The organism is Streptomyces sp. ISL-1 (assembly GCF_018614585.1).
GTDB classification, from domain to species: Bacteria; Actinomycetota; Actinomycetes; order Streptomycetales; family Streptomycetaceae; genus Streptomyces; species Streptomyces maoxianensis.
Window position 1 is genome coordinate 1 of record NZ_JAGGOI010000017.1, and the last position, 18,035, is coordinate 18,035.

Consider the following 18,035-nt stretch of genomic DNA (forward strand, 5'->3'; position numbering starts at 1 on the left):
TTCCCTTCGGTCTTGCGTTTCCAACCCTACCAGACTCTTTTTCCATTCCGTTTCCGGTGAGGAATTCGAATCCAGTGGCCGTTGGAGTGGCCTGTGTGCCTTTCGGCTGACCCGACTTTATCAGAATCATTTCGGTCGACCTAATCGACCTTCGTGATCCGGATTATCAATCGAGAGGCTCCGCGGAAATCACATTCCCGTCGAGAGCGAGAGAGACACTAACGGTCACACTCGCACTTGTCCAGTCCGAGGCAACCGTTTGAATCTACCTCCCCACTCCTCCCGTGTCAACGGGTCTCCTGGGGCGAAGAGGAGACTAGCAGGTCAGAGCGGTCAGACGCACATCAGGCAGCGGCCGGGAGCTCGGCGCTGCGGTCTCTCGCCTCGACGTCACCCGTGTCGCCCATTCGGGCTGCTCGGCCGCCCAGGATGTAGACGTACGCCAGAAAGGCCAGCTCAGCGACGATGCCGATGGTGATGCGCGCCCAGGTCGGCAGGCCGGAGGGGGTGACGAAGCCTTCGATCACGCCCGATACGAAGAGGACAAGGGCCAGGCCGATGGCCATACCGATCGCGGCGCGGCCCTGTTGAGCGAGAGCCGTACGGCGGGATTGAGGGCCCGGGTCGATGACCGTCCAGCCGAGACGGAGGCCGGTGCCGGCGGCTACGAAGACCGCGGTCAGTTCGAGCAGGCCGTGCGGGAGGACAAGGCCAAGGAAGGTGTCGAGTCGACCCGCCGACGACATCAGGCCGATGCCGACGCCGAGGTTCAGCACGTTGACGAAGAGAATCCAGACCACCGGGAGGCAGAGGAACGCGCCCAGAGTCAGGCACATGGCGGCGGCCTGGGCGTTGTTCGTCCAGACCTGGGCGGCGAAGGAGGCCGCGGGGTGGCTGGAGTAGTACGTCTCGTACTCCCCGCCGGGGCGGGTGAGCTGCCGGAGTTCGTCGGGGGCGGCGATCGCCGACTGGACCTCGGGGTGTACGCCGATCCACCAGCCGATGACCGCGGCGAGGACCGTTGAGAGGACCGCGGTGGGTATCCACCACTGGCGGGACCGGTAGACGGCCGCGGGGAAACCGGCGGTGAGGAAGCGGACCGCGTCGCGCCAGGTGGCACGGCGGGTGCCGGTGACCGTGGAGCGGGCCCGGGCCACGAGCTGGGTGAGCCTGCCCGTGAGCATCGGGTCGGGGGCGCTGGACTGGATGAGGGACAGGTGTGTGGCTGTGCGCTGGTAGAGGGCGACGAGTTCGTCGGCCTCGGCGCCGGTGAGGTTGCGTCCCCGGTGCAGGAGGTGGTCCAGGCGGTCCCACTCGGCGCGGTGGGCGGTCACGAAGACATCGAGGTCCATGGTCGGCTGCTGCTCCAGGCACTGGGTGAGTACGGTCCGTACTACTGCACTACCGCACTCCTGCACTACTGCGGCGCGCTGCGGGCCAGCTTGGCAGACTGAACAGCCAGGGGGCAGTGCAGATCTACTGAAAGGGGCGGGCAGCGGTGAACGCACTTGTGACGGGGGACGCGGTCGTACTGGGGCTGCAGTCGGCGAAACTGCCGAGCCGGGCGCTCGCCCTCGTGATCGATCTCGTGGTCGTGTGGACGGCGTATCTCCTGGTATCGGTCGGGCTCGCGATGGCGACTGCCTCGCTGGACGAGGCGGCGGTCATGGCGGTGTCGATCGCGACATTTCTGCTGGTCCTGGTGGGGGCGCCGATAGCCGTGGAGACGCTCAGCCATGGGCGCTCGCTCGGGAAGCTCGCCTGTGGGCTGCGGGTGGTGCGGGACGACGGTGGGCCGATCCGGTTCCGGCACGCGCTGGTGCGTGGGGCGATGGGCGTGGTGGAGATCCTGATGTCCTTCGGGGTCATTGCATGTATCGCTTCGCTGGTGTCGGCGCGGGGGCGGCGGATAGGTGATGTGTTCGCGGGGACGCTGGTGGTGCGGGAACGGGTGCCGGCCTCGCGCGGGACGGCAGTGCCGCCTCCGCCGCCGTGGCTCGTCGGCCGGTTCGCCCAGCTGGATCTGTCGGGGGTGCCGGACGATCTGTGGCTTGCGATACGTCAGTACCTGACGCGGATGAAGCAGCTGGACCCGGCGGTGAGCTGGTCCATGGCGGGGCGGCTGGCCGGTGATCTGGCAGCGTGCACGGGGGCTCCCGCACCCGAGGGCGTGCCGCCGGCCGCGTATTTGGCGGCCGTGGTGAATGAACGGCAGGCACGTGACGCCCGCCGGGCCTTCGGAGCGGGGGCGAGGGCTGCCGGGGGGCCGGGTGCCGCAGGCACTGGTGCTGGTACTGGTGCTACGGGACCGGTGGACACAGCCCCGGTGAACGCGCGCCCCGGTGCGGCGGGGCCGGTGGTCACCGATGCGGTTGAGGCCGCAGGGGCCGTCGGGGCTCGTGGAGCGGACGTGCCGTTGGGGGCGGCAGCAGGGACTGAGCCGGTGTCGAGGTCCGCCTCCGAGGCCGTGGCCGGCGCACCTTCCACCGCCGGATTCGCGCCGCCTGCCTAGGTCGGTCGCCGGGAGAAGTCAGGGGAAGACCGAGGGCGGGGTCTCAAGGTCTTCGAGCTCGATGCCGGGGGCCGCGAGGACCACGTCCCCGGCGATGTGAACGATGTGCTGCTCGCCCGTGTCCAGGGCGCTGACCTGGTATTCGTCCACTGTCAGAAGGCCATTGTCAGTGGCATGCGCTTCACTCTTCACCAGGGCCCAGGACTGGTCGACAGTGCGGGGGGCGAGGACAGGATCCGTGAAGGCGACGAGGCGGACGCGGGTCGCGGGGGAACCGGGGGTGAGGCGCAGGAGACGTGCCGTCGCGACGAGGAATGCGGGGGATGTGCCGGTGAAGGCGTGGGCGCGGACATTGCCTTCGGTGGCATGAGTGCCGGTGGGGTCGGTACGGACCCAGGTGACGCCTTCGAGGGCGGCGCCGCGGACCTGCCAGCTCGCGGCGTGGAGTTCGAGACGGATGGGACGGCCGAGTTCGTCGAGGGTGAGGTCGACGGAGCCGGCGTGGTCGCCGGAGGGGGCGGTGATCTGGGAGACGTAACGCCAGCCGGACGGGCCGGGGGCGCACTGGAAGTGTTCTTCACCGACGGGGGTGTGATCGTGCGGATCGTGGAGCGAATAGCGGCCGCGGGGCATGGGGGCGTAGGTGTCCTTGTGCGGTGAGGCTCTGGACGTGGAACCGGAGCCGGGGCCGGTCGGGGGCGGTACGGGGCAGGCCCCCGGCACGGGGGTGCGGGGGCCTGCCTGGTACCGCTGGTACCTGCTGCTGAAGGTGTGTCAGTAGCCGATCAGTAGCGGTAGTGGTCGGACTTGTACGGGCCCTCGACCGGGACGCCGATGTAGTCGGCCTGCTCGGGGCGGAGCGTGGTCAGCTTCACGCCGAGCGCGTCCAGGTGGAGACGGGCGACCTTCTCGTCCAGGTGCTTGGGCAGCACGTACACGTCGGTCGGGTACTCCTCGGGCTTGGTGAACAGCTCGATCTGGGCCAGCGTCTGGTCCGCAAAGGAGTTGGACATCACGAACGAGGGGTGACCGGTCGCGTTGCCCAGGTTCAGCAGACGACCCTCCGACAGCAGGATCAGCACCTTCCCGTCCGGGAACTTCCAGGTGTGGACCTGCGGCTTGACCTCGTCCTTGACGATGCCGGGGATCTGGGCCAGGCCGGCCATGTCGATCTCGTTGTCGAAGTGACCGATGTTCCCGACGATCGCCTGGTGCTTCATCTTGGCCATGTCCGCGGCCATGATGATGTCCTTGTTGCCGGTCGTGGTGACGAAGATGTCGGCCGTCTCCACCACCTGGTCCAGGGTGGTGACCTGGTAGCCGTCCATCGCCGCCTGCAGTGCGCAGATCGGGTCGATCTCGGTGATGACCACGCGAGCGCCCTGGCCGCGCAGGGACTCCGCGCAGCCCTTGCCCACATCGCCGTAACCGAAGACGACAGCGACCTTGCCGCCGATCAGTACGTCGGTGGCGCGGTTGATGCCGTCGATCAGTGAGTGGCGGCAGCCGTACTTGTTGTCGAACTTCGACTTCGTCACCGCGTCGTTCACGTTGATCGCGGGGAAGAGGAGGATGCCGTCCCGCTGCATCTCGTACAGACGGTGCACACCGGTGGTGGTCTCCTCCGTGACGCCGCGGATCTCGGACGCGAGCTGCGTCCACTTCTGCGGGGCCTCGGTGAGCGTGCGGTTCAGCACACGCAGGACGTTGCTGTACTCCTCGCTGTCCGCCGTGGACGGGTCCGGGGCCGCGCCGGCCTTCTCGAACTCCACGCCCTTGTGCACCAGGAGCGTGGCGTCGCCGCCGTCGTCCAGGATCATGTTCGGGCCGCCGGTGGGGGTGTTCGGCCAGGTCAGCGCCTGCTCCGTGCACCACCAGTACTCATCCAGCGTCTCGCCCTTCCAGGCGAAGACGGGCACACCCTGCGGCGCCTCAGGGGTGCCGTTCGGGCCGACCGCGACCGCAGCGGCCGCGTGGTCCTGGGTGGAGAAGATGTTGCAGGAGGCCCAGCGCACCTCGGCGCCCAGGGCGACCAGCGTCTCGATCAGCACGGCGGTCTGCACGGTCATGTGCAGCGAGCCGGTGATACGCGCACCGGCCAGCGGCCGCGCGGCGGCGTACTCCTTACGGATCGACATCAGGCCGGGCATCTCATGCTCGGCGAGAGTGATCTCCTTGCGGCCGAAGGCGGCGAGGGAGAGGTCTGCGACCTTGAAATCCTGGCCGGTGGCGACAGTCGTCATGCGAGCTGCTCCTCGTGGTGTGGGTCGAGGGTGGGTACGGCTGGCTCTGCGACGGCCATGGGCATAGCAATGCCCGGGCCCTCGCAGTGCAGTCCGTCGGAGGCCCTCTCTCCCTCGGCCGGTCCGCACTGGGACCGCCCGACCGCCATCAGCAGCGACGTCTGACTCTCGTCACGAATCTACACCGATCGGCGCAGTGGACCCCAGCCCGCCCACCGCCGGGTTCCGGCCACATCCGGGGCCCGCCGGCCGTGGCAGTCCGGGCCGGCGGGACTTTACGCAGCTCAGTGGGCTGTGTCCGGGCCCGGGCCGCCCGGGGACTTCGCCGGATTGGCGCCCGCCGATGCCGCCCACTCGCTGTAGATGTCCGGCTCCAGGTAGATCACGCGGGCGATCGGGACGGCGGCGCGGATGCGCTCCTCCGCCGCGTTGATCGCGGCCGCGACCTCCGCTGCCGTGTCGTCGTGCCGGACGGCGACCTTGGCCGCGACCAGAAGTTCCTCCGGGCCGAGGTGGAGCGTACGCATGTGGATGATGCCGGGGACCGTGTCACCGTCCACCACCGCTGCCTTGATCTTCTCGATGTCCTCGATACCCGCGGCCTCGCCCAGCAGCAGCGACTTCGTCTCGGCCGCCAGGACGAGCGCGATCACGATGAGCAGGACGCCGATGCAGAGGGTGCCGATGCCGTCCCACACGCCGTTGCCAGTGGCCAGGGCCAGGCTGACGCCACCGAGCGCCAGGACCAGACCGACGAGCGCGCCGAGGTCCTCGAGGAGAACGACCGGCAGCTCGGGGGCCTTGGCGCGGCGCACGAACTCCGTCCACGACCGCTCGCCGCGCGTCTCGTTCGACTCCTTGATCGCCGTACGGAAGGAGAACGACTCGGCAATGATCGCGAAGACGAGGACTCCGACCGGCCAGTACCAGGCCGTGATCTCGTGCGGGTGCTTGATCTTCTCGTAGCCCTCGTAGATCGCGAACATGCCGCCGACGGAAAAGAGCACGATGGAGACAAGGAAGGCGTAGATGTAGCGCTCACGGCCGTAGCCGAAGGGGTGCTGCGGGGTCGCCTCGCGCTTGGCCTTCTTGCCGCCGAGGAGCAGCAGGCCCTGGTTGCCGGAGTCCGCGACCGAGTGGACGCTCTCAGCGAGCATCGACGACGAGCCGCTGAACAGGAACGCAACGAACTTCGCTACCGCGATTGCGAGGTTGGCGGCGAGTGCCGCCACGATCGCCCTGGTTCCGCCTGACGCGCTCATGTATGCCGGATGTCCCTTCGTGCCTTCGTCGGTCGCCGCCCGGGCTTTGCCCGGTCTTTACGGTGCGCCATTGTTGCAGCCTCTGGTTGCAGCCCCTGAAGGAGGCGCCGCGTCAGGCCACCACAGTGGCGCGGAAGACCGTACCGGCGCCGCCGCCGGTGCCCGAGATCTCCGTCTTGTCCCCAGCTGGGACGAACGCCGATTCGCCCGGGGTGAGCGTCAGATCGCCGACCGTCACGCCGCCCGCCGTGCAGAGCAGGATCTGCGGGGTGGGCGCGGTGAGGTCGCGAGGCTCCGCGTCCGGCGCGAGGACGTAACGCGAGAGACGGAATTCGTCGATCGGGGTGTCGTAGACCTCCTCGTCCGACGGTGAGGCCTCGGGGCGCAGGATGCCGGGGTCACTCGCCTCGAAGCGGACGATACGCAGCAGTTCCGGGACGTCCACATGCTTGGGGGTCAGTCCGCAGCGCAGCACGTTGTCGGAGTTGGCCATGATCTCCACGCCGAGGCCGTTGAGGTAGGCGTGCGGGACGCCCGCTCCAAGGAACAGGGCCTCGCCGGGCTGGAGTTGGACGTAGTTGAGCAGCATGGCGGCGATGACGCCCGGGTCGCCGGGATAGTGGTGCGCGATCGAGGCGTACGGCGTGTAAGCGCCGCCGAGCCGTTCCGCGGCGGCCGCGGCCTCCGCGACGGTGGCCGCCATCTCGTCGGGGTCGGCGGTCAGCACCGCGGTCAGGACCTCGCGCAGCGCGGCCTCCTCCGGGTGGGCGTGCAGGAGGTCGACGTACGGCTTGAGGGAGTCCACGTCGAGTCCGGCGAGGAGATCGGCGGCTTCGAGGGGCGTACGGAATCCGCACAGGCCGTCGAAGGGCGTGAGCGCGCTGATCAGTTCGGGCTTGTGGTTGGCGTCCTTGTAGTTGCGGTGCGGGGCGTCGATCGGGACGCCCGCGCTCTCCTCGGCCGCGTAACCCTCCTTCGCCTGCGCGAGGTTCGGGTGGACCTGGAGGGACAGGGGGGCGCCGGCCGCCAGGATCTTCAGGAGGAAGGGGAGGCGAGGGCCGAACTTCTCGACGGCCGCGGGGCCGAGTTCGCCTACCGGGTCGGCGGCGATCAGCTCGGAGAGCGACTGCTCGGCGGCCTCGCGGGTGGCGCGGGAGGGCGCTCCCGGGTGGGCGCCCATCCACATCTCGGCCTGGGGCTCGCCGGTGGGGGCTATGCCGAGCAGTTCCGGGATGGCGGTCGTGGAGCCCCAGGCGTAGGGGCGCACGGTGTTGGAGAGGCGATCCATGATCTTCCCGGTTCTTCCTGTTGCGTACGAGAGGCGTCTTGCGGGAGGTGGCTTTACGTGGGGGTGTGGGCGGCCGCCAGGGCCAGGTAGACGGCGGCGAAGTCGGTGACGGCGAGGAGTTCGGCGATCGACTCGAGATCGGTGCCCTCCTCCGGTTCGAGCTCGCTGATCGCGGTGTCGTGGCTGAGCGCCAGTTCGCGGGCGGCGGGCGCGGCGCTCAGTCCGCCGGTGGGGCGGTCGCGGAGCAGCACGACACGGGCCCGCAGCGCCTGCTGCTCCTCGACACGGTCGCGGAAGAAGTCCTCCGGGTCGGCGCCGCCCGCGAAGTCACCGGCGAGCAGCACGCCATGTGCGGGGAGCGCCTCGGGGAGCTCGGCGGCGAGGGCGGGCCGGCCGGCCAGCTCTGCCAGTACGGCGGCGAAACGACGGCCTGCCGGGGCGGCGCCCGCGCCCTCTGTCCAGATGAGCGGAAGGCTGTCGGCGAGTTCGGCGGCGAGCGTCTTGGCCGGGTTGCTGTACGTCGCGATGGCCGGGCCGCACCGTTCGGCTGTGTGGTCGAGGCGGTCGGCGACCTTGGCGAGGGTCTCCGGGGGTGCTTCGAGCAGGCCGACGCGGTCCAGGAGGACGAGGAGAGGGGTGAACAGGGCCCACAGCTCGCCGGGGCTCGCGGTCTGGATCTCCTCGTACGTCTCGTGCGGGGCGGTGGCCATGGGGACCACGAGGCCGTGTGTGCCGTCGACGGCCTCGGAAAGCGGCGAGCGCTCGGGAGCGACGGCGACGACGCTGCAACCGCGGCGGTACGCCTGCTCGGCGAGGAGAGCGAGGCCGGGTTCGCTGCCGTCGGTGGTCGCGACGAGAAGAAGGTCCACGGAGCCCGCCCAGCCGGGAAGCGACCAGCGCAGGGCGCCGGCTGCGGGGGCTACGCCGGTGGGGTGGAGCCGGGTGACGGGGGCGGAGGCTCCGGCGAGGGCGCCGATGAGGTCGGCGACGCCGGTCGCGGCGGTGCCGGAGCCCGCCAGGAGGACGGCACGGGGGCGGCCCTCGGAGGTGAGCTCGGCGAGACCGGCCTCGGCGGCGTGGCGGACGGCGGTGCGTACGCGCGCCCCGGCCTCTGCGGCGCCTCGGAGCAGTCCTCGGCGATCGGCGCGGGCCAGGGCTTCCGGGGCGTCGAGGAGCGACTCGTCGAGCATGGGGGTGGGCCTCCGATCACCGAGCGGTTGATGGTCAGGCGGGGCGGCGTGCCTCGTCGACGAGGAGGACGGGGATCTCGTCGCGTACCGGGTAGGCCAGGCCGCAGTCCTTGCCGGTGCAGACCAGCTCGGGGGTGTCGGCTGCCGTGCGGTCGCTGAGGGGGGCGTGGCAGGCCGGGCAGGCGAGGATCTCCAGGAGGCCGGCTTCGAGCGGCATGTGTGGGTGTCCCTTCGGGCATGCCGCATGTCGGGCATGCGGTCGCGGTGATCCGGATTGAGCGACGTCAGCGTACCGCTGGGGGGCGGGGTGCGGCGCGTTCTGGGGGTATGGGGGGCTTGTTCCGGTACCCGCCCGAGGGCACGGGGGGCTGGTACCCGTAATCCGCCCGAGGGCACGGGGGGCTGGTACCCGTAATCCGCCCGAGGGCACGGGGCTGATCCCCGTATCCGCCCGGGGGCACGGGGCTGATCCCCCTGCCGCCCGGCCACGCACGGGAGCTGTTCCCCTACCCGCCGCAGCGCACGGGACTGACTCCCCGTACCGCCCGAGCACACGGGGGCTTGTTCCGGTACCCCCTCCGAGCGACGGAGGACCGGTCCCCGTACCCGCACCAGCGCAGGGGAGCTGATCCCCGTACCCGCCCCCGAGCGCACAGGGAGGGCCGTTCCCCGTGCGCGCCGCCGCGCCCCTCGCCATCCATCCAGGCGTCACGCCCCCCGGATCAGTCCCAGCGCCTCGTCCCGCATCTTTGCCATCGTCTGCTCGTCCCGCGCCTCGACGTTCAGGCGCAGCAGCGGTTCCGTGTTCGAGGGGCGGAGATTGAACCACCAGTCCTCTGTCGACACGGTCAGGCCGTCCAGCTCGTCGATCGTGACGTCCTTACGGGAGACGTACGCCGCCTTCACCGCCGCCGTACGCGCCGACTGGTCGTCTACCGTGGAGTTGATCTCGCCCGAGCCCGCATACCGGTCGTACTGCGCGACCAGCTCGGACAGCGTGCCGTCCTGGCCGCCGAGCGCCACCAGGACGTGCAGGGCCGCCAGCATGCCCGTGTCCGCGTTCCAGAAGTCGCGGAAGTAGTAGTGCGCCGAGTGCTCGCCGCCGAAGATCGCGCCCGTGCGGGCCATCTCCTGCTTGATGAAGGAGTGGCCGACCCGCGTACGGACCGGGACCCCGCCGTTCTCACGGACCACCTCGGGGACCGACCAGGAGGTGATCAGGTTGTGGATCACCGTCCCGCCGGGGTGCTTCGCCAGTTCGCGCGCCGCGACCAACGCCGTGATCGCCGACGGCGAGATGCCCTGGCCCCGCTCGTCCACGACGAAGCAGCGGTCCGCGTCGCCGTCGAACGCGATGCCCAGGTCCGCGCCCTCGGACAGCACGCGGGCCTGCAGGTCGACGATGTTCGCCGGGTCCAGCGGGTTCGCCTCGTGGTTGGGGAAGGTGCCGTCCAGCTCGAAGTACATCGGTACGAGGGTGACGGGAAGGGGTTCGAAAACCGTCGGAACCGTGTGGCCGCCCATCCCGTTGCCGGCGTCAACGACCACCTTCAGCGGACGCATCGACGACAGGTCCACCAGCGACAGCAGATGCGCCGCGTAGTCGGTGAGCGTGTCCCGCTCCGTTACCGTGCCCCGCTCGGCCGCGGGCTCCGGGGCGCCCTGCTCGGACCAGGACTCGACCAGCGCGCGGATGTCCGCCAGGCCAGTGTCCTGGCCCACCGGCGCCGCGCCGGCCCGGCACATCTTGATGCCGTTGTACTGCGCCGGGTTGTGCGACGCGGTGAACATCGCGCCCGGCAGGTCGAACTTCCCCGACGCGAAGTACAGCTGGTCCGTCGAGCAAAGCCCGATCAGGGTCACGTCGGCGCCGCGGGCCGTGGCCCCGCGCGCGAACGCCCCCGAAAGACCGGGCGACGACGGCCGCATGTCATGGCCGACGACAATCGCGTCCGCGCCCGTCACCTGGACGAAGGCCGCGCCGAACAGTTCGGCCAGTGCCTCGTCCCACTGATCCGGCACCACCCCGCGGACGTCGTACGCCTTCACGATCTGCGACAGATCAGCAGTCACGGGCCAACCCTTCTGGAGTCTCTGCGGTCACCTCAAAGTACCCGCACAAACTAGGGGACCCATCCAACCCGGCGCGGCCGTGGGCTGGGCGAAGACCCGGGGGCCGCCTGCGTCGGCAGTCGCTTGAGCGGCGGTATCCGGGCGACGGAGAAGATCGCGACGGTGGGTGCGTACGGAGCGTGGGCGCGCACCACTTCGCGCCTCGGGTCCTCGCGATCCAGGTCCTCGCTCCGTGCGCCGGTGAGCACCGCCGCCCGCACCGGCTCCGCGGCCGGCTGGCGCGCACCCGGCACCGCGACCAGCGCCGCCGTGCCCTCCAACGCCGCCCCGATGTCGGCCAGTTGCGCCGAGACCTGGTCGGCCGCCGCGAACTGGGCTGCCGCGAAGGCGAATCCGCAGACCAGGGCGGGCACCCAGGTCTCGCGCAGACCGCGCCGCAGTCGACGACCCAGACCGGTACGAGCGGTACGAGAGGTACGAGCGGTACGACGAGGGCGAGCAGCAGAGAATGGTCGTGTCCGCGACAAGCGGAGCTCAATGGTCCGTACAGGAATCAAGTACGGGATTCAATGAGTGAGCGATGGCGCCCAGGTGGTGCGAGGGGCTCGGTAGGGCTCAGGAGTCCGGGGAACGCAGCACTCGCAGATGGCCGCGGCGCGCGACCTCTCTGGGGTCCGCCGTCCGCCGTCCGTTCTGCACACCGGCCTCTGCCACACGCCCCTGAGGGCGGGCCGCTTCCCGTACGGCATTGGCGAGCGCCTCGAGATCGTCACCGCTGGGCAGGGCCGGGGCGGAGCCGTCGGTGAGCCGGACGACCTCCCAGCCGCGCGGGGCGGTCAGGCGCTCGCTGTGCTCGGCGCACAGGTCGTAGCAATGGGGCTCGGCATAGGTGGCGAGCGGGCCGAGGACCGCAGTCGAGTCGGCATAGACGTACGTCAGTGTCGCGACGGCAGGGCGGCCGCACGCGGTGCGCGAACAGCGACGTACAGGGCTCACGACGTTGGACGGTACCGCACTCTTGAGCGGGCTGCGACGACTCTCCACCAGGTCACTCCACCGTGTCGTGCCGTGACGTCGGCCATAGCGACTCCCGCAGCAACTAGCCTGACCTGCACGGAAAGAGAAGCGTACGGTCGGCGACCGCCCGTGATCCGGTCATGACTTGACGTAAATGAGGTCAATCACGGCGGGACCGGCGATCGCGGGGAGATACGCAATCGGGCTCAAGCTTGGCCGGAATGTTCAATTAGCGACAAGCGTCCTGCCCGGCGCGCGCACTCGATCGCGGCGCGCCGGGGAGAGCTACCCTGCGTCAGTGATGGACAGTCCCGTACCCCCCCGCCCGACCGAGCCTCGGCCGCGCCGTCGCGACCGCCACGGCCGCGGCATGCGCGGGCCCGTCGCCCCGCCCCAGGTACCCCTCGCCGCGAGCCGGGCCGAGTCCTTCCGGGACCTCGTGCAGGACTCCGTGGAGCGGCTGGAACGGCGCTGGCCGCAGCTGGCCGACGTGGACTTCCTGGTACTGGACGTGCCGGGCGCGCCGGAAGGTTCGGTGCCGCTGGGCAGCTCGGTTCCCGCACAGAAGGAACAGCCCGCCCGGATCGTGGTCTACCGGCGGCCCGTCGAGATCCGCACGAAGAATCGCGACGAGCGGGCGCTGCTGGTGCACGAGGTGGTCGTGGAGCAGGTGGCGGAGCTGCTGGGGCTGGCGCCGGAGTCGGTGGATCCGCGGTACGGGCAGGACTAACGACTGACAGATTTCAAAATCTGTCAGTCGTCAATCGATATCCGACAGCTGTCAGCCGTCATTTCGCTGGTCGTCGGCGGTCAGTCGCCGGTCGTCAGTCGTCGAGTACTGACAGGTCCTGCTCGGCCTCCGGTACCGCCACCGTCCCCCGGTCGTCCGGCAGCGTCTGCACCGTGAACATCGGGATGCCGTCCTGCGGCAGCGCCAGCATCCGCGACGCGTGCACCGGGCCGCCCGACTCCGTCTCCACCGTCAGCGCGTAGGAGCCCTTCAGACCGGCCGGGACCGGCGGAGTGACCGCCAGCGTCGTACCGGACTTGACCGTGTACGTCTTGACGACCTGGGTACCGCCCCCGGTGCCCGCCGATGCGGTCACCTTGACCCGGGCGGTGGCGCCCGGCGCGGTCAGCGAGAGCGTCGAGCCCTTGGCCCGGTTGTCGGCGGCCGTCGCCCGCGCGCCCACCGGCGCGGTCGCCGGGATGAAGGCGACCTCCTGCTTGTCACCCTTGCCGCGCACGACGCGCAGCGCCGCGACCACCGGGGTCGCCCGGCCGCCCTGGGCCGGGCTGAGGATCAGCGACCCGGCCTCGCCCTTGGTGACGTCCAGCAGGTCCACGCTTGCGGTCATGCCCGACTTGACGTGCAGTGTCTCGTGTCCGGCCGGGGTGATCAGGCGGCCCGCGCCCGCGAGTTGCACCTTCAGGTCGGCGTCGTCGTCGCCGGGCGCGAAGGCCACCAGACGTACCGATGTGGCGTCCGCGGGGATGCCGGGCAGCACCGCGGTGCCGGCCGGGTCCGCCGAGGCCGTCATCCAGTCGCTGCCCGCCTTGTCGTCGGCGGCCCGCACGACGGCTCCCACCCGTCCGGTACGGGTGGTGACATGAACGGTCACATCCGCGGCGGGCTCGGCGGCGGTCAGGGTGGAGAGCAGGACCGGGACGCTGGATCCGGCGGGGACCGGGATGCCCTCGGCCAGCGTGGTCTTGAGGGCGCCGTCCTTGCCGTAGAGCTCGATGTCCGCGACGGCGGCGGTGTCGTCCGGGTTGGTGAGGTGGACGTAGTCCTGCCGGTCCTCGGCCGTGGACGCGCCGGGGAACCAGAAGTCGGTGTCCGGCCCGGTGCAGCTCACGCCGAGCAGGCCACGGGAGCCGCCCGCGGTGACCGTGGTGGTCTGCTGGGTGGTCCAGCCGGGGGCGAGGCGGCCGGTGGCCGTGCCGACGAGGGCGGGAGCCTGGCCGCCCTCGGCCGTGGCGGCGACGGGCTTGCCGGGCTCCTTCAGCGCGAGCGCAGGCTTGCCGGGCGCCGGCTTCTTCGCGCCCTTCGCCCCGTCGCCCGTCGCCGCGTCACCGTTCTTGGGCCCGTCCTTCTTGGCCTCGTCGTCCTTCTTGGGCGCGGTGTCGGGGTCCGCCAACACGGCAGAGGACGGCTTCAGTTCGGCCGTGCCGTCCTTCGCGTCACCGTCCTTCGCGTCCCCCGCCGTTCCCGGCGGGGTGAAGGAGGTGTAGGCGGTCTCCGCGACCTCCGAGCTGCTCGGCGCGGGGCAGAGCAGGCTGGAGCGCTCGACCGGCAGCCGCGCCGGGGCGGTGGCCTCCGTCGCCGCCCCGCCGTCCGGCGCGGTGAGCGCGGCGACACCCGTGACCACGGCGAGGGCGGTTGCGGTGGCGAGCAGGGAGATGGTTGTGCGCTTCACTCTGACTCGCCTCGCGTTGTGTTGCCGGCGTTGCCGTTCGGGTCGGGGTGCTGCTGGTCGGTCTCGTTGCCGTAGGCGTAGGGGTCGTACTGACCGTCGTACTGGGCCTCTTGATACTGCCCGTCGCCGTACGACGCTGCCTGGTACTGGTCGGGCGGGTACGGATCCTGGAACTGATCGCCCTCGTACGGCTGTTGCTGGTACTGCTGCTGGTACGGCTCACCGCCGTACTGCTGCCCATCGCCGTACGGGGCGCCCTGGTACTGCTCGTTGGCGTACGGGGCGGCGTATCCGGCATCCGTGTACGACTGCGCGTCCCATTCGCCGTACTGCTGCTGCGGCACCGCCGCATAGGGCGCCGGCTGCTGCTCCGCCTGCTGCTGTTGCTGCGCGAAGGCGTCCTGTTCGGCGGAGAGTTGAGCGTACGGATCGGGGTGTGCCCCGGCAGCCTCGGCGGGCGAAGGCGACGAGGACCCGGCCTCCGCTTCCATCTCCGCTTCCGCCTGCGCGCGCAGCCTGCGTGCCCTGCGTCCTTCGCCCTCCACCGCCTGAGCGGGGACCGGGATCTCCTCGACCGGCAGGTCGTCGTCGATCTCCCGCCGCCTGCCGGGCAGTGCGAGGACCAGCAGCACCAGCGTGAGCGCGACCTGGGCCCAGATCCAGCCGGTGTGGGTGGCGGAGCCGTCGTACGTCAGATCCAGTCGGCCGCCCTCGGCGGGGAGTTCGAAGCCCTGGGCCCAGCCGTCGACGACTGTCTTCTTCAGTACGCGGCCGTCGAGCGTGGCCTGCCAGCCGTCGTCCGCGCGGTCCGCGATCCGCAGCACCCGTCCCGACTGGCCCGCCGGGATCTTGGCGTGGGCCTCGACAGCGTCGGACGCGACGGGCAGCGGGTCGCCCTTGCCGCTGACGATGGTGGCCCGGGCGACCTGCCGGTCGACGCGCCACAGTGCGCTGCCGTCGAGCTGGCTGAGCCTGCTCAGGCCGGGTGTGGCGTCGAGGACGCGGCTGGTCTGGCGGGGTGCTCCGTCACGTACGAGTACGTAGCGGATGGCGAATCCGCTGAGCTGGCTGGTCTGGTCGGCGCCGGAGCCCGCCACGAGATTCGCGACGATCTTGTCGAGGCGGGCGTCACTGCCGCCCGCCTCGGCGAGTTCGGCGTCGCCGAGCCGGCCGCCGGAGCCGCGTACGAGGGTGTAGGAGACCTTGGCGGCCGAGGCGCCGCCGAGGACGAGGGTGCGCGGCTGGTCGCGGGTGTCGCTCTCCTCGGCGACGAACGCGGGCACCTGGACGGGGTCGCGCCGCTCCAGCGGGCCCGCGGCGCCGCTGAGCATCCAGTTGCCCGCGGCGAGCAGGGGTGCCAGGCCCGCTGCTACGGCGATCAGGCCGGCGACCGGCTGGCGCCAGCCGAAGTCCTGGGCGGCGACGCGAGCACGGCCGCCTTCCGCGCCGAGTACGGCGGCGGCGAGCAGGGCGATGCCGTAGACGAGGGTGGCCGGGCCCGCCCAGCCGGAGCCGTTGGCGATCACCGCGAAGACCAGCCCGACCAGCGCCACGGCCCAGGAGGCGCGGATCGCGAACTGCCGTTCGCCGCGCAGCAGGGCGGCGAGTGCCGCCAGGACGATGCCGATGAGGAGGATTCCGCCCGCGGCCTTGGGTCCGCCGGGACTCATGCCGAGAAGGTCGAGTGCGCTCGCCGATCCGGCGCCGAATTCGAGTCCGGCTTCGCGGAAGAAGGCGGACGGGCTGGTCAGCAGGGTCAGCGACCAGGGTGCGAGGACGAGCATCGGGGCGCCGAGAGCGGCGAGGAAGCGCAGCCCGTACGCCGTGATGTCGTCGCGTCGCAGTACGAGGACGGCGATGCCGAGGACGAGCGCGATCAGCCACACGACGGGCGTGAACGCCGTCGCGAAGGTGAGCAGGAGCGCGTACGCCCAGGTGGCGCGCCAGCTGCCGCGCCCGCCGCCGGTGCCGCTGCGCAGCCCGTGGGCGGCGACGCCTGCCCGGGCGATGAGCGGCAGCAGGATCGTGAGGACGGCGGTGCCGAGCCGTCCGGTCGCCAGTGCGCCGGTCGCGGCGGGCAGGAAGGCGTACGCGATGCTCGCCCAGGCCCGCAGCGGCCGGGATTCGATGATGGGGCGGGAGGCGAAGTACGCGGTGAGCCCGGCGAGCGGGACCGAGCAGACGAGCAGCACGGTGAGCGCGAAGCCGGTGGAGCCGAGGAACAGGGTGGACAGGGCCGCGAGCACGGCGAGATAGGGGGGCGCGGTCTGGGTGCCGCCGGTGCCGAGGGGATGCCAGCTGTCGGCGTAGCGGGACCACAGGTCCGAGACGTCGGGGGGAGCGGGCAGGAGTGCGCCGCCGGCCAGCGCTCCGCCGCCGAAGAGTGCGCGGCAGGCGACGAGCGAGACGACAAGCAGCACGGCGAAGAGCACCGGCCCCGGCTTGCGCGCGATTTTCTTCAGGCGTGCGAACTGTTCGATCTCGAGGAAGTCGGCGTCGTCGTCGCCGGGTCCTGATTCGACGACGCCGTGGCGTGAGCCGCCCGAGTCGGCGTCGGAGCCGCCGCCGAAGTGGCCCGCGACCTGTTCGACGGTGGCGCGTATGGTCGCGCCGGTCGGTGGGAAGAGCGGGCGCAGTTCGCCGGCTTCGACGGCGCCGCCTTGTTTTGCGCGCCGGCGGCGTCCGGCGATGATCCGTTCGGGCCGCAGCAGGGTGCCGAAGAGGCCCATGACTTCGTCGACGGCCTGGCCGGGGACTTTGCCGACGAGGTAGGCGAGGGTGCGCAGCAGGGTGCCGAAGACGATGCGCAGCAGTACGTAGGGGAGGACGGCGCCGCGTGCGTTGGTGAGCAGGGTGTAGACGGCGCCGGCCTTGTCGACGCGGTGGGGGCTGGCGACGGAGCGGCCGGCGCAGTCGACGGTGCGGCGTTCGCGGGCGGCGGCTTCGGCGTGCCGCATGACGGCGGCGGGGGCGATGAGGACGCGGTGGCCGGCGGCGTGGGCACGCCAGCACAGGTCGACGTCGTCGCGCATGAGGGGCAGTCGCCGGTCGAAGCCGCCGAGCTGCTCGAAGACGTCGCGGCGGATGAGCATCCCGGCGGAGGAGACGGACAGGACGGAGCGGGTCTGGTCGTGCTGTCCCTGGTCCTGTTCGCGGCGGTCGAGTCCGGTCCAGCGGCGTCCGCTGTTGGCGATGGAGACGCCTGTTTCGAGGAGTTGCTTGCGGTCGTACCAGCCGCGGAGTTTGGGGCCGACGATGGCGGCGTATTCGTCGGAGTCGGCGACGCGCAGCAGTTCGGCGAGGGCGCCGGGTTCGGGTGCGCAGTCGTCGTGGAGGAGCCACAGCCACTGGACGGGTTCGCCGTAGGGCAGTTCGGGCATGTCGTACGCGTCGTCGCGCCAGGTCCTGCTGACGGGGTCCCAGCCGCTGGGCCGCTTCAGGTAGGGCAGGTCGTCGGGGGTGAGCACGCCCGCGGTGCGGGCCGCTTCCTCGACGGCGGTGCCGAAGCCGGTGCGGCGGGCGAGGTGCAGTACGCGCTCGGCGCCGAGTGCTTCGGTGACCAGCCGCGCGGAGTCGTCGGCGCTGCCGGTGTCGGCGGCGACGACGTTCTGTACGGGGCGTTCCTGGCCGATGAGTCCGGCGAGGGCGTCGGGGAGCCAGCGTGCACCGTCGTGGGAGACGAGCACGGCGGTGACGACGTGCCGCGGAAACTCGGGCGGGGGTGCGGGGGCGAACGCGGCTGTGGTGGCGGACATTGAGGTACGGGCCCTCCGGCCGGGGGGTCGCCCCGTAGGGGCGTTGGAGCGTCTCGGACGGTGGCCCACACTAACGGCTGGTACACGAACGGTCCGCCGACTGCGGTCAGGATGCAGTCGGCGGACCGGGTGTTACGTACCTGCTTGTGGTGTTTCGTCGGGTCCCGGACGAGGCCTCGGGCCGAGCTTCGGTTTCCGTACGGTCTTCGGATCGGACTTCGGATCGAGCTTGGGATCGAGCTTGGGATCGGTATCCGGATCGGGCTTCGGATATC

The 18,035-nt window shown here is 70.9% G+C and carries 13 protein-coding genes and 1 pseudogene; 2 read left to right on the top strand and 12 right to left on the bottom strand.

Annotated features, from left to right (window positions below):
• Positions 1-344: 344 nt before the first annotated feature.
• Entirely contained in the window at positions 345-1,352 is a 1,008-nt protein-coding gene (locus tag J7E87_RS13970) for a stage II sporulation protein M (RefSeq protein ID WP_215093656.1), read from the bottom strand.
• A gap of 146 nt (positions 1,353-1,498) precedes the next feature.
• On the opposite strand from J7E87_RS13970, the gene J7E87_RS13975 reads away from it, so the two are divergent.
• Positions 1,499-2,512 carry an RDD family protein gene (locus J7E87_RS13975; protein WP_215093658.1) on the top strand — a complete coding sequence of 338 codons (1,014 nt, stop codon included), beginning with the start codon at positions 1,499-1,501 and terminating at the stop codon, positions 2,510-2,512.
• Between the two features lie 18 nt (positions 2,513-2,530).
• Here the strand turns inward: J7E87_RS13975 and J7E87_RS13980 are convergent, their stop codons facing one another.
• The 9 genes and pseudogenes from J7E87_RS13980 to J7E87_RS14020 all read right to left on the bottom strand — a co-directional run bounded on the left by J7E87_RS13980 (position 2,531) and on the right by J7E87_RS14020 (position 11,612).
• The gene (locus J7E87_RS13980; protein WP_215093660.1) at positions 2,531-3,145 is read right to left on the bottom strand and encodes a hypothetical protein; all 615 of its coding nucleotides are present in this window, start codon (positions 3,143-3,145) and stop codon (positions 2,531-2,533) included.
• A 152-nt stretch (positions 3,146-3,297) separates the two neighbouring features.
• Positions 3,298-4,755, bottom strand: coding sequence for an adenosylhomocysteinase (gene ahcY, locus J7E87_RS13985; protein WP_215093662.1), 1,458 nt, complete (start codon positions 4,753-4,755; stop codon positions 3,298-3,300).
• Between the two features lie 284 nt (positions 4,756-5,039).
• Positions 5,040-6,017: a cation diffusion facilitator family transporter gene (locus J7E87_RS13990; RefSeq protein ID WP_215093664.1), complete on the bottom strand. Its 978-nt coding sequence runs from the start codon at positions 6,015-6,017 to the stop codon at positions 5,040-5,042.
• Positions 6,018-6,129: 112 nt separating this feature from the next.
• Positions 6,130-7,305: a mannose-6-phosphate isomerase, class I gene (gene manA / locus J7E87_RS13995; protein WP_215093666.1), complete on the bottom strand. Its 1,176-nt coding sequence runs from the start codon at positions 7,303-7,305 to the stop codon at positions 6,130-6,132.
• A 53-nt stretch (positions 7,306-7,358) separates the two neighbouring features.
• Positions 7,359-8,495 (bottom strand): SIS domain-containing protein, encoded by a 1,137-nt coding sequence (locus tag J7E87_RS14000; protein ID WP_215093668.1) that lies wholly within the window; start codon positions 8,493-8,495, stop codon positions 7,359-7,361.
• Between the two features lie 34 nt (positions 8,496-8,529).
• Positions 8,530-8,712: a Trm112 family protein gene (locus J7E87_RS14005; protein ID WP_215093670.1), complete on the bottom strand. Its 183-nt coding sequence runs from the start codon at positions 8,710-8,712 to the stop codon at positions 8,530-8,532.
• A gap of 491 nt (positions 8,713-9,203) precedes the next feature.
• Positions 9,204-10,568: a phosphomannomutase/phosphoglucomutase gene (locus J7E87_RS14010; RefSeq protein ID WP_215093672.1), complete on the bottom strand. Its 1,365-nt coding sequence runs from the start codon at positions 10,566-10,568 to the stop codon at positions 9,204-9,206.
• Positions 10,569-10,690: 122 nt separating this feature from the next.
• Positions 10,691-11,070: pseudogene (locus J7E87_RS14015) on the bottom strand (L-lactate permease); the annotation flags it as partial.
• A gap of 113 nt (positions 11,071-11,183) precedes the next feature.
• A complete protein-coding gene (locus J7E87_RS14020) occupies positions 11,184-11,612 on the bottom strand; it encodes a DUF3499 domain-containing protein (protein ID WP_215093674.1) in 429 nt (142 codons plus the stop codon).
• Between the two features lie 274 nt (positions 11,613-11,886).
• Between J7E87_RS14020 and J7E87_RS14025 the strand changes: the two genes are divergently transcribed.
• A complete protein-coding gene (locus tag J7E87_RS14025; RefSeq protein WP_215093868.1) occupies positions 11,887-12,315 on the top strand; it encodes a metallopeptidase family protein in 429 nt (142 codons plus the stop codon).
• 94 nt (positions 12,316-12,409) lie between these two features.
• Here the strand turns inward: J7E87_RS14025 and J7E87_RS14030 are convergent, their stop codons facing one another.
• Complete coding sequence (locus tag J7E87_RS14030) at positions 12,410-14,005, bottom strand: DUF5719 family protein (RefSeq protein ID WP_215093676.1); 1,596 nt, start codon at positions 14,003-14,005, stop codon at positions 12,410-12,412.
• Positions 14,002-17,760, bottom strand: a complete 3,759-nt coding sequence (locus J7E87_RS14035; RefSeq protein ID WP_215093678.1) for a glycosyltransferase family 2 protein — start codon at positions 17,758-17,760, stop codon at positions 14,002-14,004. The genes J7E87_RS14030 and J7E87_RS14035 overlap by 4 nt, the downstream gene beginning before the upstream one ends.
• Positions 17,761-18,035 lie beyond the last annotated feature (275 nt).